We start from the raw sequence: 14,637 nt of genomic DNA on the forward strand, positions 1-14,637 counted from the left end.
GCTGCATCGGGTGTGAGTGTGACAGGCGATCGGGGTGTAGGACAGCAAAATCGCGGGGGGTGGTTTCGCGAGCCCCGCGTATCGTTCTGACGCCTTGGGGACGCCGTTGCGATCCTCCCCTGCAAGGGGGAGGTGTCGCCGCAGGTGACGGAGGGGGAGGACACGGATCAGGCGTCGGCGCTTGCCTCCCCCTCCGTCAGGCAAGTGCCTGCCACCTCCCCCTGGCGGGGGAGGATTAGGAGGGGGCTCAGGCTGCTTCTGCGATCCGTTCGATCCCGGTGAGGGAGTTCGGGCCGGCCGCCGCCAGCGTGACTTCCACCAAGTCGCCGATTGCGTGGTTGCCGATCAGGTGGACCGATTGCAGCCAGGGGGACTTGCCGATCAGCTGGCCAGGGAGTTTTCCCGCGCGTTCGAGCAGGACCGAGCAGGTGCGGCCTACGGTGGCGGCGTTGAAGGCGTGCTGGTCGCGGTTGAGCGCGGCCTGGAGGCGCTGGAGGCGTTCGTCCATGACCGATTCCGGGACCTGCTCGACGATCGACGCGGCAGGGGTGCCGGGGCGGGGGCTGTATTTGAAGCTGTAGGCCTGTGCGTAGCCGACCGCGTCGACGAGGCTCAGCGTGTCCTCGAACTCGGCGTCGGTCTCGCCCGGGAAGCCGACGATGAAGTCGCCCGAGAGTGCGATGTCGGGGCGGGCGGCGCGGACGCGGTCGAGCAGGCGGAGGTACGAGTCGCGAGTGTGGCTGCGGTTCATCGCCTTCAGGACGCGGTCGCTACCGGCCTGCACGGGGAGATGGAGGAACGGCATCAGGCTCTCGATGTCGCGGTGTGCGTCGATCAGGCCTTGCGTCATGTCGTTGGGGTGGCTGGTGGTGTAGCGGATGCGCGCGAGGCCAGGGATGCGGTCGAGGTCACGGATCAGGTCGTGGAGGCCGCGCTCGTTCTCGCTCCAGGCGTTTACGTTCTGGCCGAGCAGCGTGATCTCGCGCGCGCCGGCGTCGACCAGCGCCTTGGCCTCGTCGACGATGGCGGCGAACGGGCGGCTGATTTCTGCGCCCCGTGTGTACGGGACGACGCAGTAGGTGCAGAATTTGTCGCAGCCTTCCTGCACTGTGAGGAACGCCGAGGGGGCGACCTTCCGACGCGAGGGGAGCGCGCCGAACTTCGACAGCAGTGGCATATCGGTGTCGAGCGAGGGCGTGCCGGCGGCGGCTTTCGCGACGAGCTCGGGCAAGTTGTGATAGGCTTGCGGGCCTACGACTATGTCGACTTTCGCGCGGGTGAAGATCTCCTCGCCCTCGGCCTGTGCGACGCAGCCGGCGACGGCGATCATGGGGGTCTTGCCGGACTTGCGACGCTGGTCCTTCCGGAGGCGACCGATGTCCGAATAGACCTTTTCGGTGGCGCGTTCGCGGATGTGGCAGGTGTTCAGGACGACTACGTCGGCGTCGACTGCGTCGGCTTGCGTGAGGCCCTGGGCGGCCATCAGTTCGGCCATGCGCTCGCCGTCGTAGACATTCATCTGGCAGCCGAACGATTTTACGTGGAAGGTTTTGGGGGGAGACATAGCCGCGCCATATCAAATTTCCGCGCGCGGGGGGAGGGGGCGTTGCTCCTGCCTGTCACATGGCGCCAACCCTGGAAAGGGGCGCCACCCCGGCGGAGGCCGGGGCCCAGTTGGGGGACGTTGCTGACTAAAGTCTGCCATCCGTTACAGCGACCTTTCCAACTGGCCCCGGCCTTCGCCGGGGTGGTGGCCTTCCTCTCTGGGTGTAACTCGTGCCTACGTTGTTCTCCCGCGAAGGCGGGAGTCCAGTCTGGGCCCCCGCCTTCGCGGGGGAACAAGCTTTGTTTGTGAGTTACAGCGCCTCCATGCGGCGGCGGGCTTCGGCGGCTATGGCTTTGCGGTCGCCATAGTCTGCCGGGTCGAAGGGTTCGGCGAAGTGCAGCGTCGCGACGAATGTGCCCCGGCTCTTGAGGACGCGGGCGGCGTGATGTTGGCCGGGCTCGTCGCCGACCCAGGCGAGTTCATCGGTGGCCGCGCCGTAATCGATGCGGACCGGTTGGACCTTCACACCGGGCGGGGGCGGATCGAGCGCGGCTAGCAGCGCGGCCTTGAAGGGTAGCAGCGTGGTGCCGTCTCCCGTCGTTCCCTCGGGGAACAGGGTCACTGGCCAATCGGCCGCGAGCGTGTCGCGAATCTGGGCGATCTGGGCGGTCACCGCCATGCGGTCCGCACGCGAGACGAAGATGGTGTGGTTGAGCGTGCAGAGCCAGCCGACCAGCGGTGCGCTGCGAAGTTCGGATTTTGCTACGAACGCGGTGCCGGTCGCGCCGGACAGAAGGAGGATGTCGATCCAGCTCAGATGGTTCGAGACGAAGACCACGTCGTGGCGAAGCGGGGTACCGGCGACATGCGCCTTGGCGCCGACGATCCGCGCGACCAACCCGAGAAAGCGAGGCGGCCATGGCGACTTTCGCCCGAATAGCCGCCACATCCCGTGCCATGGCAGCGCCAGGACCAGCGCGACCAGCAGCGCCGCCAACCGCGCGCCAAAGCGGATGTGGCCGATCGCGTCAGTCCTTACGAGTGAGCGCGACGCCGTAGAGTTCCATGCGGTGATCGACCAGCCGGAAGCCGAGCTTCTCCGCGATCGCCTTCTGCAACTGCTCGAGTTCGGGGTCGACGAATTCGATCACCTTGCCGCTTTCGACGTCTATCAAATGATCGTGATGCGCTTCGGGCGCAGGCTCGTAACGCGCACGGCCGTCGCCGAAATCGTGGCGGTCGAGGATGCCGGCTTCCTCGAACAGCCGGACCGTGCGGTAGACCGTCGCGATCGAGATGCCGGGGTCGATCTGCGACGCGCGCTCATAGACTTTCTCGACGTCGGGATGGTCGTCCGCCTCGGACAGCACGCGCGCGATGACGCGACGCTGCTCGGTGATGCGCAGGCCCTTCTCGTTGCAGAGTGCTTCCAGATCGATTTTGCGCGGCATGTGTCGTTCCCTCGTTGAGTGCCATGTAGGGCCTCCGCGCTGTTGCGAAAAGGGATAGTGACTCGCAATAAGCCTTAGCTGTTGATATCTTTCGAATATGTATATGCGTCATACGCGACGCCGGTCTTGCCGCGGTAGTAGGCACGGCGTTCGCCGACCTTGGTGAAGCCGTGCGCGTCGTACATCTTGACTGCGTCGTTGCCCGCGCGGACCTCGAGATGGAGCTTGGCGATGCTACCGACCGAGCAATCGGCGATTGCCGCGCGGATAAGCGCAGTGCCGACGCCGCGGCGGCGATAGTCTGGCGCGACCGCGATCAGCAGCAGTTCGGCTTCGTCGGCGACCGACCGGGTCATCGTGAAACCGGCGGGGAAATCGTCGACGAACGCGATCGTGAGGTGGACGCCGGTCAGCGCGAGCACGCCGAGGCACTGGCTGCGCGTCCAGGCCTCGCCGTAGCTCGGGTCGAACGCCTCGGTCATCAGCGCGTCGACGATTGCGAGATCGCGCGCGTCGCCGGTGCGGAGCGTGACCGCGCGGGTTGCGACTTGGCGGGTGGCCATTATTTCGGGACCGAGGGCTTGGCGTCGGGGGCGCGGCCGTAGATCGGGCTTGGCGCGAGTGCGGTCAGCGTCGCGGGGAGCAGGATCGCGGAGGCTGCGTCGGGAAGCGCTTCGGTGAGGTCCAAGCCGTCGTCGAGTGCGGCGAGCCAGCGGATGCCGTTGCCGACTGCGCGCCGTCCTGCCAGCGCGGCGAGCGCGGCGTCGGGCTTCAGCGATACCATGTCGGATCGCGGCGACAGATCGGCGGAGAACGCTTGCATGAAGACCTCGCCATGCCCGCCTTCCATGATCACCGCAATATCGTCGGTTAAGCGGTCGGCGAAACCGGCGGCGGCGATCAGCGGGAGCGAGGAAAATCCTGCGATTTCCGCGTTCCAACCGAGTGCGAGGCCACGCGCGGCGGCGATCCCGACGCGGACGCCGGTGAAGCTGCCGGGGCCGCAATCGACGATGATGCGGTCGGCTCGGCCACCGTTAGGGAGCTCGGCGATCATCGGAATCAGGCGCTCGGCATGGCCTCGGCCGACGACTTCGTGCGCGCGGGCGATGATGGCGCCGTCTTCGATCAGGGCGACCGAGCAGGCGGTGGTGGATGTTTCGATGACTAACGTGCGCATTACTTCTTACCCTCTCCCCTCAGGGGAGAGGGCAGGGTGAGGGGCGCCGCGAGCGCCGTCCTCCCCAACTGCCCCTCACCCCGACCCTCTCCCCGCAGGGGAGAGGGAGCAGGTCCCGCCTCAAGCGATGCTGTTGAATTTCGCGAAGTCGGGGCGGGGCGAGCGGGCGTAGATCGTCGCGGGGTCGCCGTGGCCGAGCGTCGAGATGAAATTGGTCCGCACCGCGGGCGTCTCGTGGAAGAACGCCGCATCGACCTTGCCCGCGTCGAAGCCCGACATCGGCCCGGTATCGAGCCCGAGCATCCGCGCGGCGATGATGAAATACGCACCCTGCAACGTCGAGTTGCGGAACGCGGAGGCCTCGCGCAGTTCGGCGTTGCCGTCGAACCACGACTTCGCATCGGCGTGCGGGAACAGCTCGGGCAAATGCTCGTGGAAATTGGTGTCCATGCCGATGATTACCGACACGGGCGCCTTGAGGATCTTCGGCTGGTTCTGCGCACTGCACGCATCGGCGAGCTTTTGCTTGGCCTCGTCGCTGGTCACCCAGATCAGGCGCGCGGGGAGCTGGTTGGCCGACGTCGGGCCCCACTTCATGAGGTCCCAGATCGCATGCAACTCGGACTCGGCGACCGGCTGATCGGTGTAGCCAATGTAGCTGCGGGCATCGCGGAAGACGGCGTCGAGGACGGTGTCGTCGAGTTTCTCGCGCATCAGACGGCCCTCACTTCGGTGACTTCGGGGACGTAGTATTTCAGCAGCTGCTCGATGCCGTTCTTGAGCGTCGCGCTCGACGATGGGCAGCCGGCGCAGGCGCCCTGGAGCTGGAGGAAGACCTTGCCCTTGTCGAAACCGCGATAGACGATGTCGCCGCCGTCGTTCGCCACCGCGGGGCGGACGCGCGTGTCGATCAGCTCGCGGATCTGCGCGACGATGTCGGCGTCGGCGGGGTCGTCCGACAGCGCGGGCTCGTCCGACGGCACCGAGAAGCCGGCGCGCGCGGGCTTGAACAGCGGCATCGCGGCGGAGAAATGATCGAGCAGGATCGCGAGCACGTCTGGCTTGAGGTCCGACCAGGCGGTGCCGGGCGCGGCCGTGACCGAGACGAAATCGCGGCCGAAGAACACGCCGGTGACGTCGCCGAGCCCGAAGATCGCGTCGGCGAGCGAACTCGCCTCGGCTTCTTCAGGCGTGGCGAAGTCGCGCGTGCCGGCTTCCATGACGGTGCGTCCCGGCAGGAACTTCAGCGTCGACGGGTTGGGAGTGGATTCCGTTTCGATGAGCATGAGAGGCATGTGGCCCGAAGGGGGCGGGGGATCAAGCGCGGAACGGGAAACGGTTTCTTTCGGGGGGTGAGGGGCATCCCGGCTAACTCGTTCGCGCCGGTACCGTGCCCTGGCTGGCCGGCAATGCGAAACGTGTAAATTGCGTCAGGGACTTACGCTGCGAGCGGCAGCGGCGGACCTGACTGCTTGGTCCGCAACTTGTCGGCCCAGCGGGTAAGCACGGCATCGTTTGCGACGATCCAGTTCTGGGCCAGCGTGGTGAGAGCGGCGAGATACTCAGCACTCGAATTGTCCAGTCCGCCATCACCAGAGGGCAACGCGAAATCGGCGCGGTCATACGCGGCGATGTCCAGCCGCCGGGCCTGATAGGAGATCGTACTGGAGCTGGCCTGCATCAGGATCGAGAAGATCGGCACGCCCCGGAACGGGTTCACCCAGCCGAGGAACGACCAGTTCCGCGCAGAGGGATAGGGGCGATCGGACCGGCCCGTACCCAGCGACAGGATCTCGATGTCGCCGAGATGCCAGCCGAGCTTGCGTCCCTCGATGATCGCGGCGATCGTCGGATCATTGGCGAACACGCCGCCATCGACCATCAGCAGATCCGGCTCCACCTTTGTGGGATCGTCGATCGCGGCCGGCTTGAAGAACGTCGGGGCCGCCGATGTCGCGCGTGCGGCGATATGTAGTGGGAAAACCCGCTCGGGGATGCCGAGCTTACGGTTATAGTCGGGGCCGCCGGCCATGAACACCGCCTTGCGCGCCAGCAGGTCATACGCCGGAATGACGATATTCGTCAGCGCATCGCGCGTCGTCACGCGTGTGCCAACCCGCGCCGCGAGGATCCGTTCGAGCGGCCGGGCGCTATAGGGCCAGCCCGGTACGCGAAGGGGTATGCCGAAGAGGTGCGGGAAAATCCGCTTGCTCTCGTTGCGGTACAGATCGACGAGGTCGCTCGCAGTGCAGGCGGCCCGTTTCGGATCCGCCTCGCTGGGTGCGGTGAGGCCGGCGGCGATGATCCCACCGGTCGACGTACCGGCGATCAGATCGAAACACTCGTGCAGCGGCCGGCCGATCCGGCGCTCCAACTCGGCGAGGATCAGCGCGGGGATCAGCCCGCGCGTCCCGCCGCCATCGATCGTCAGGATGTATCTCGGTCTCGCACGATCACTGTCCACGACGCCCTCTCCCACTGCTAGCCTGAGCGTATCAGTAGACGATCACAACGACGTCTGGAGATCGGTCCGGATCGGTGCAACCTCTTCCGTGGGATTGCTCAGACGTCGAGTTGCTTCACTGCCGCGTTCCAGTTGCCGATGTTGCGGACCGCGTCCTGGACGAAGGCAGAGCGGCGGACGATGCCGAGGAACAGGTCGGCGATCCACTTGCCGGGGTTGCGCAGGGGGCGCTCGAACTGGATCAGCAACACGACGCGGGTGCCGGTCGTGTCGTTCCAGACCTCGTGCTGGTAGGTGTCGTCGAAGACGAGCGTCTCGCCTTCCGCCCAACGCACGGTGCGGTCGTGGACGCGCATGCGGACGTCGCCGTCGCGCGGGACGATCAGGCCGAGGTGGCAGGTGATGAGGCCCTTGGTCACGCCGCGATGCTCGGGGATGTGGGTGCCCGGCGCCAGGATCGAGAAGAACGCGCTGTTGAGGCCGGGGATGCGTGCCACTGCGGCGGCGGTGTGGGGGCAGCGTGCTAGGCTCTCCTCGATCGGGTAGCCGTACCCATAGAGGAAGAACGAGCGCCACTTGTCGATCTCGGCGATCGAGCGGTGATCGGGCGAGATCGTCGCGAGGCTGGGCGATGCTTCGCCTTGCAACGCAACGCGGACGGCTTCGTCGCGGATCGCGGCCCAGTTCTCGCGCAGGCCTGCGGTCCAGGCGAAGTCGCGGACGTCGAGCACCGGATCGTTGGCGACCAGCGAGGACGACGCGATCATGCGGTCGAACACGCCACGCAGATGCTTGCCGACGCGGATGATCAGCGGGCGGTTGGCTTCGGCCACCATCGGCGCGCCGGGTTTGGGCGCGCCGGATATGATTTTCAGATCGGGCATGCGGGCGCCGCGGCGTACTGCCGGTTCGCCCGAATCCGGCCACAATGAACACTGCCCCAGTTCGTGGCCCAGTTCGGCTTCGACCGTCATTTCTACCCTAGTATCCAGGCGCGCCCCGGCGCCGATCCCCTTGTTCGGACACGATATACCGGCAGTGTTGGACGAAATGATGGCACCACTCGCCCGGCGCGGAGGCAGGGCACTGGCGAGCGACGCCCGCGACCGCTACAGGTGAGCCATGGTGTCCTTTTCGCGCTTGTACCGCGCTCCCGTCCTCCTCCCCGTCATCCTCGGCCTCGCCATTCCGGCGAGCGGCCAGATGGCGACGCAGCAGGCCGTATCCACCCCCACGAAGGAGGCGCCGACGCTTCCCGAGCTGCCGGGAATCGATACGACCGCGTGGCTCTACAAGGGCAGCGATCTCACGCGGGATCCGGAGTGGAAGTTCGGCACGTTGCCCAACGGCATGCGCTTTGCGGTGCGCAAGAACGGCGTGCCACCGGGCCAGGTGTCGGTGCGCGTGCGGATCGATGCGGGGTCGCTGAACGAGACCGACAGCGAGCGGGGCTTCGCGCATTTCATCGAGCATCTGTCGTTCCGTGGGTCCGAATACGTGCCGGATGGCGAGGCGAAGCGGGTGTGGCAGCGGTTCGGGGCGACCTTCGGCTCGGATACCAATGCTCAGACGACGCCGACCTCGACCACGTTCAAGCTCGATCTTCCGTCCGCGACCGAGTCCGGCCTCGACGAGAGCCTGAAGATCATGTCGGGGATGATGGAGAAGCCGGTCATCACCGACGCCTCCGTGACCGCCGAACGTCCGGTCGTGCTGGCCGAACAGCGCGAGCAGCCGGGGCCGCAGGTGCGGTTCGGCGATGCGATCCGCGCGACGTTCTTCGCAGGGCAGCCCCTCGCGGATCGCTCGCCGATCGGTAACATCAAGACGCTGGAAGCTGCCACTGGTGCGACCGTGAAGGCGTTTCACGACCGCTGGTATCGGCCGGAAAACACCGTCGTCATCATCTCGGGCGATATGGATCCGGCGCTGTTCGGGCGTTTGATCGTCAAGAACTTCGCGGATTGGAAGGGCATCGGGCCGTTCGTGCCGGCGCCCAGCTTCGGCAAGCCCAATCCGAAGGCGCCGGTCTCCGCGACGATCGCCGAGCCGGCAATTCCGGCAGTGGTGACGCTCGGCGTGGTGCGGCCGTGGGAGTATAAGGACGACACCGCGATCATGAACCAGAAGCGGCTGGTCGACGTGCTGGCCACCCGGCTGATCAGTCGTCGTCTGGAAACGCGCGCTCGGGCTGGCGGGAGTTTCCTTCAGGCGGGCGTGTCGATCGACGACGTGTCGCGCTCGGCGAACCTGACCAGCGTCAACATCGTGCCGATCGGGACCGACTGGGAAGCGGCGTTGAAGGACGTGCGCGCGGTGATCGCCGACGCGCAGACCAACGCGCCGAGCCAGGCCGAAGTCGACCGCGAATACGCCGATTTCGACACGATCATGCGGACCAGCGTCGAGACGGCGAAGGTCGAGGCGGGGTCGAAGCAGGCGGACGACATGGTCGGTGCGCTCGACATCCGCGAGACGGTCGCGGGGCCGGAGACGTCGTACAAGATTTTGCAGGACGCCAAGGCGAAGGGCATGTTCACGCCCGCCACGCTACTCGCATCGAGCAAGGCGATCTTCGAAGGAACGACGCGGGCGCTCGTGAATACGCAGACGCCTGATGCCGGGGCCGCGAACAAGCTGGCGACGGCGTTGAAGGCGGACGTTTCGGGTCTTGCCGGCAAGCGGCGCGCGCAGGCGGCGGTCGACTTCTCGAAGCTACCGTCGCTCGGCAAGCCGGGTGTCGTCGCGAGCCGCGAAAAGATCGCCGCGTTCGACATGGAGCAGGTGAATTTCGCCAACGGCACGCGCGTGCTGCTGTTCCCGAACGCGGGCGAGACCGGGCGCGTGTATGTGCGCGTGCGGTTCGGCGGCGGCTATACCGCGATCCCGTCGAACCGGCCCACGCCGGCATGGGCGGGCGATCTCGCACTGGTCGCAGGGGGTATCGGCAAGCTCGACCAGGGCGATCTCGACCAGTTGACGGCGGGGCGTCGGATCGGGCTCGACTTCGGGATCGACGACGATGCGTTCACGCTGAGCGCGATCACGTCGCCGGCGGATTATGCCGATCAGTTGCGGCTGATGGCGGCGAAGCTCGCGTTCCCGGCGTGGGATCCGGCACCGGTGGCACGTGCTAGGGTTGCGGCGCTGGCAGGGTTCGCCGGCTATGACTCGTCGCCCGATGGCGTGTTGTCGCGGGACCTCGAAGGTCTGCTTCGCGCGGGTGATCCGCGCTGGGGGACGCCGTCGAAGCCGACCGTCGAGGCGCTGAATGCGAAGGACTTCCGCGCGTTCTGGGAGCCGATCCTGAAGACCGGGCCGATCGAGGTTTCGATCTTCGGCGACGTGAAGACCGAGGACGCGATCGCCGCGGTGGCGAAGTCGTTCGGGGCAATGAAGCCGCGGACGGCGGTGTCGACGGTCGGCGCGCCGGTCGGCTTCCCTGCGCACAATACGACGCCGGTGATGCGCGCGCATACCGGGCCCGAGAACCAGGCGGCGGCGGTGATCGCATGGCCGACGGGGGGCGGGATCGACAACATCGTCGAGGCGCGGCGTCTCGACGTGCTGGCGCAGGTGTTCAGCGATCGGCTGTTCGAGCGGCTGCGGCAGGCGGCGGGGGCGAGCTACAGCCCGAACGTGTCGAGCCAGTGGCCGGTGGGCATGAACACCGGCGGCCGGATGGTCGCGATCGGGCAGGTGGCGCCGGACAAGGTGTCGTTCTTCTTCCAGATCGCCCGTCAGATCGCGGCCGAACTGGTGTCGACGCCGATCGCGGCGGACGAGTTGGACCGGATCAAGAAGCCGATGGGGCAGTATATTTTGCGCGCCTCGACCGGGAACCAGTTCTGGTTGCAGCAGCTTGGCGGCGCGACGTTCGATCCGCGGCGGATCGCGGCAACGCAGCGGATCGCGAGCGATTTGGTGGCGACGACGCCGGTGGAGTTGCAGGCGACCGCGGCGAAGTATCTGCGACCGGAGAAGGACTGGACCATGGCCGTCGTGCCGGCTGCGACGCCTGCGAAGAAGTAAGGTTCTATGTCCCCTCTCCCCACCGGGGAGAGGGAGGGAGGAGCCGCTTGGCGACGGAAGGGTGAGGGGCTTTGGCGGAGACGTCCCGAGCCTCACGCCCCTCACCCTCCCACACGCAAGCGCGTGCGGGTCCCTCCCTCTCCCCGTGGGGGAGAGGGTTATTTGTAGAGCGCGTCCAGACGTTCGCCGTAGGCCTGTTTCAGGACGTGGCGGCGGATCTTCAGGCTGGGGGTCAGCTGCTCGTTCTCGATCGTGAACGGACCATCCGCGAGCACGAACCGCCGCACCCGCTCGGTCACCGTCAGGTCCTTGTTCACCCGCTCGACCGCGTGGCCGATCGCTGTCCTGAACTCGCTGTTCTCGGCCAGCCGCGTGAAGCTGCACGCGTCGCCGTTCTTCGCGCACCATTCCTGTGTCCAGTCGGGATCGGGCACGATCAGCGCGACCATGTAGGGGCGCTTGTCGCCGGCGATCATCGCCTGCGCGATCTCGGGCTGGAGCGTGAGCATGCCCTCGACCTTCTGGGGAGCGACGTTTTCGCCCTTGTCGTTGATGATCAGGTCTTTCTTGCGGTCGGTGATGCGGATGCGGCCGCGGTCGTCGATCTCGCCGATGTCGCCGGTGTGGAGCCAGCCGTCCTTGAGCACCTTCGCGGTCTCGGCGTCGTTACGCCAATAGCCGTGCATGACGAGTTCGCCGCGCACCAGGATCTCGCCGTCCTCGGCGATCCGGACTTCGGTGTCGTTCAGCGCGGGGCCGACCGAGTCCATGCGGACGCCGGCCTTGGGGCGGTTGCACGAGATGACCGGGGCGGCTTCGGTCTGGCCGTAGCCTTGCAGGAAGGTGAGCCCGAGCGCCTCGAAGAACAGCCCGACCTCGGGATTGAGCGGCGCGCCGCCAGAGATCATTGCCTTAAGTCGGCCGCCGAACTTCTTCGAGATCTTGGGCTTGAACAGCGTGGCGACGGCGGCCTGCATCGGGCGGTCGATCAGGCGCAGGCGACCGGCGTAGCGCTTGCCGCCGATGTTGAGCGCCTGGCGCAGGAGGTAGGCCGAGGCGCCGCCCTGCTTCTCGATCGTCTTCGAGATGCGCGTGCGGAGGACCTCGAACAGGCGGGGCACGACGAACATGATCGTCGGTCGGGTTTCCTCGATGTTCGCGGCGAGCTTTTCCAGGCCTTCCGCGTAGTAGATCTGGCCGCCGAGCGAGATCGGGAAATGCTGGCCGCCTGTGTGCTCGTACGCGTGGCTCAAGGGGAGGAACGAGAGGAAGACCTCGTCGTCCCAGCCGAAATCTTCCGAGATGACGGACGCGCAGCCGGCGCAATTGTGGAGGATCGCGCCGTGGTGCTGCATCACCCCGCGCGGCGCACCGCCGGTGCCCGAAGTGTAGATGATGCAGGCGAGGTCTTCGCGTTCGAAGTCGGCGCGGGCGGCGGCGGTTTCGGGCGCGGTCTGGTGTGCGGCGATCAGCGCGTGCCAGTTGTGGAAGTCGATCCCGGCGGGGACCTTCATGTCCTCGAACCCGATCACGGTCTGCGCCTGGTTCGAGCGGATGACGGCGGGGAGGAGGGTTTTCGCGAGCTTGGCAGTCGAAACGATGATCGCGCAGGCGCCGGCGTTCTCGATGATGTGGAGGTGATCGCGCTCGGTGTTGGTGACGTAGGTCGGCACCGTGATGCAGCCAGCGGCCATGATCGCGAGGTCGCTGAGGCACCATTCGGGGCGGTTCTCGGCGACGAGCATGACGCGGTCGCCGCGTTTCAGGCCTATCGCGGCCAGCGCGGTGGCGAGGCTGGCTACCTGGCGCGCGGCTTCGGCCCAGCTGGTGGCGACCCATGTGCCGCTTGTTTTCGTCCAGAGGAACGGGGCGTCGCCTTTCTCGGCGGCGCGCGTGAAGAACATCGTGACGAGGTTCGGGAAGCGTTCGAGCTGGCGGGCCATTGTCTCTCCCTGGGCGCTGTGCCGTTGCGCCTTGTCCGACGCGATTCTGAGCGTTGGTCGGTTAGTGCGTCATAACCGGCGGGGGCTCAACCCCATCCGCTGCCACGGACTTGGCACCCCCCCGGCGGAGGCCGGGGTCCAGTTGGAAAGGTCGCAGTAACGACGCGCGAACGTCAATTAGCAAGGTTTCCCAACTGGACCCCGGCCTCCGCCGGGGAGGTGGAGTTTGTCGTTACTCTGGTGCGCGCTGGAGTGCGCCGACGCGCTGGATCTTGGTGACGGTACCGTCCTCCGCGATCGCGACGCCTTCGCTGCGAGGGTCTGCGGCGCCGACCCACTTGCCGCCGACGCGCTCGATCGCGTTCGCTTTCAGGCCGAGTGCCGCCACCTGGACGGTCTCGCCTAGCGCCTGCAAGGCTGGGACCATCGCCTCGCGCTCGGTGCCCTTTTCGGCCGCTGCGACATGCCCTGGCGCATAAAGCAGCCCGAGTGCGATCGAGTCCTGCGCTGACAGTTTCCAGTCGACCACGCCGATGATCGCCTTGGCCACCTGCGCGATGATCGTCGAGCCGCCTGCCGCGCCGACCGCGAGCCGGACCTTCCCGTCGGGGCCGTAGACGATCGTCGGCGACATTGAGCTGCGCGGCCGCTTGCCACCTTCGACCCGGTTGGCGACCAGCGCGCCGTCCTTGACGGGCACGATGTCGAAGTCGGTGAGCTGGTTGTTGAGGACAGTGCCGTCGACGGTGATCCCGGAGCCGAAATAGCCTTCGACGGTGGTAGTCACCTCGACGACGTTGCCTCGCGCGTCGACCGTCGCGATGGCTGTCGTGCCGGGGACCTCGCTGATTGGGGCGCGGGTGCGTGCGGGGGCGCCGGGAGGCGAGCCGGCGATGACGTTCGCCATGGTCTTCGCCGGTGAGATCAGCGCCGAGCGCGATGCGAGATACTTGGTGTCGAGCATGCCCTGGACCGGCACGCGGACGAAATCGGGATCGCCGACGTAGAGGTCGCGGTCGGCATAGGCGAGGCGCGAGGATTCGGCGAACAGGTGCCAGGCCTGCGCGCTGTCCTTGCCGAGTTTTCCCATGTCGAAGCGTTCGAGCTGCTTCAGGATCATCAGCACGGTGACGCCGCCGGACGAGGGCGGGCCCATCCCGCAGACTCGGTAGACGCGGTATTTGACGCAGACCGGCGGCCGCGACTTGGCGTCGTAGCTGGCGAGGTCGCCGAGCGTCATTTTCGACGGATTGCGCGCGGCGGTGTTGACCGCGGTGACGATCTTCTGCGCCTGCGGACCGACGTAGAAGCTGTCGGGGCCCTGGGTGGCGATGCGCTGGAGGAGCGCGGCTTGCTGGGGGTTCTTGATGACCGCGCCGATCGCGACCGGCGAGCCGTCGGGCGCGGAGAAGAGTTTGCGCGTCTCGGGCGTGATGTGGTCGCCATAGGCCTTCATGCCGTTGACGAGGCGGGGGGTGGCCTGGAAGCCGTTGGTCGCGAGCCGGATCGCGGGGGCGAACAGTTGCGCCCAGGGGAGCTTGCCCGAGGCGCGGTGCGCGAGCGCCATGCCGCGGAGTGCGCCGGGGATGCCGACGCTGCGGCCGCCGGGGACTGCGTCGCTGTGGCTGAGCGGCGTGCCGTCGGGCGCGTAGAACCAGCGCGCATCGGCGGCGGCGGGCGCCTCTTCGCGCGCGTCGATCGTGCTGAGCGCGCCGCCGGCCGCGTGGGAGACCCAGAAGCTGCCGCCGCCGATGCCCGAGCTTTGCGGTTCGACGACGTTGAGGGCTAGCATGGTGGCGATGGCGGCGTCGGTGGCGCTGCCGCCGGCGCGGAGGACCTCGACGCCGGCGGCGGCTGCGCGCGGGTCGGCGGCGCTGACCATGCCTTGGTCTTTGGCCGGGGCGGGGGCGGCTTGGCGCGCCTCTACGGTGGCTGCGGGGACGAGGAGGGCGAGCGCGAGGAGGGAGGTCTTCATCGAGCGCGAGCCTAGCGTGGTTCGGGTATGAGGCAACCCGTCTCGC

Annotated in this window: 12 protein-coding genes; 1 reads left to right on the forward strand and 11 read right to left on the reverse strand. The window is 67.1% G+C overall.

All coding sequences use genetic code 11. From position 1 onward, the window contains the following. Positions 1-247: 247 nt before the first annotated feature. The 9 genes from miaB to C8J25_RS07710 all read right to left on the reverse strand — a co-directional run bounded on the left by miaB (position 248) and on the right by C8J25_RS07710 (position 7,615). Positions 248-1,564: a tRNA (N6-isopentenyl adenosine(37)-C2)-methylthiotransferase MiaB gene (gene miaB / locus C8J25_RS07670; RefSeq protein WP_107953812.1), complete on the reverse strand. Its 1,317-nt coding sequence runs from the start codon at positions 1,562-1,564 to the stop codon at positions 248-250. A gap of 292 nt (positions 1,565-1,856) precedes the next feature. Then, positions 1,857-2,543: a lysophospholipid acyltransferase family protein gene (locus C8J25_RS07675; protein WP_244186881.1), complete on the reverse strand. Its 687-nt coding sequence runs from the start codon at positions 2,541-2,543 to the stop codon at positions 1,857-1,859. A 31-nt stretch (positions 2,544-2,574) separates the two neighbouring features. Then, positions 2,575-2,997, reverse strand: a complete 423-nt coding sequence (locus tag C8J25_RS07680) for a Fur family transcriptional regulator (RefSeq protein ID WP_056047123.1) — start codon at positions 2,995-2,997, stop codon at positions 2,575-2,577. 74 nt (positions 2,998-3,071) lie between these two features. Then, a complete protein-coding gene (locus C8J25_RS07685; RefSeq protein WP_107953814.1) occupies positions 3,072-3,560 on the reverse strand; it encodes a GNAT family N-acetyltransferase in 489 nt (162 codons plus the stop codon). Continuing rightward, positions 3,560-4,177, reverse strand: coding sequence for a tRNA (adenosine(37)-N6)-threonylcarbamoyltransferase complex dimerization subunit type 1 TsaB (gene tsaB, locus C8J25_RS07690; RefSeq protein ID WP_107953816.1), 618 nt, complete (start codon positions 4,175-4,177; stop codon positions 3,560-3,562). The genes C8J25_RS07685 and tsaB overlap by 1 nt, the downstream gene beginning before the upstream one ends. Before the next feature lie 120 nt (positions 4,178-4,297). Next, complete coding sequence (locus tag C8J25_RS07695) at positions 4,298-4,891, reverse strand: malonic semialdehyde reductase (protein WP_107953819.1); 594 nt, start codon at positions 4,889-4,891, stop codon at positions 4,298-4,300. Next, entirely contained in the window at positions 4,891-5,463 is a 573-nt protein-coding gene (locus tag C8J25_RS07700; RefSeq protein ID WP_107953821.1) for a NifU family protein, read from the reverse strand. The genes C8J25_RS07695 and C8J25_RS07700 overlap by 1 nt, the downstream gene beginning before the upstream one ends. Before the next feature lie 152 nt (positions 5,464-5,615). Then, positions 5,616-6,641: a patatin-like phospholipase family protein gene (locus tag C8J25_RS07705; RefSeq protein WP_167397684.1), complete on the reverse strand. Its 1,026-nt coding sequence runs from the start codon at positions 6,639-6,641 to the stop codon at positions 5,616-5,618. Between the two features lie 98 nt (positions 6,642-6,739). Beyond that, positions 6,740-7,615 (reverse strand): aspartyl/asparaginyl beta-hydroxylase domain-containing protein, encoded by an 876-nt coding sequence (locus C8J25_RS07710; RefSeq protein WP_244186882.1) that lies wholly within the window; start codon positions 7,613-7,615, stop codon positions 6,740-6,742. Between the two features lie 148 nt (positions 7,616-7,763). Between C8J25_RS07710 and C8J25_RS07715 the strand changes: the two genes are divergently transcribed. After that, entirely contained in the window at positions 7,764-10,673 is a 2,910-nt protein-coding gene (locus tag C8J25_RS07715) for a M16 family metallopeptidase (RefSeq protein WP_107953825.1), read from the forward strand. 158 nt (positions 10,674-10,831) lie between these two features. On the opposite strand, the gene C8J25_RS07720 is transcribed toward C8J25_RS07715, so the two are convergent. Both C8J25_RS07720 and ggt read right to left on the reverse strand, forming a co-directional pair. Beyond that, positions 10,832-12,616: an AMP-dependent synthetase/ligase gene (locus C8J25_RS07720; RefSeq protein WP_107953827.1), complete on the reverse strand. Its 1,785-nt coding sequence runs from the start codon at positions 12,614-12,616 to the stop codon at positions 10,832-10,834. A gap of 232 nt (positions 12,617-12,848) precedes the next feature. Further along, positions 12,849-14,591 (reverse strand): gamma-glutamyltransferase, encoded by a 1,743-nt coding sequence (ggt, locus tag C8J25_RS07725; protein ID WP_107953829.1) that lies wholly within the window; start codon positions 14,589-14,591, stop codon positions 12,849-12,851. Positions 14,592-14,637: the final 46 nt, after the last annotated feature.

It is taken from the genome of Sphingomonas faeni (assembly GCF_003053745.1).
GTDB lineage: Bacteria > Pseudomonadota > Alphaproteobacteria > Sphingomonadales > Sphingomonadaceae > Sphingomonas > Sphingomonas faeni.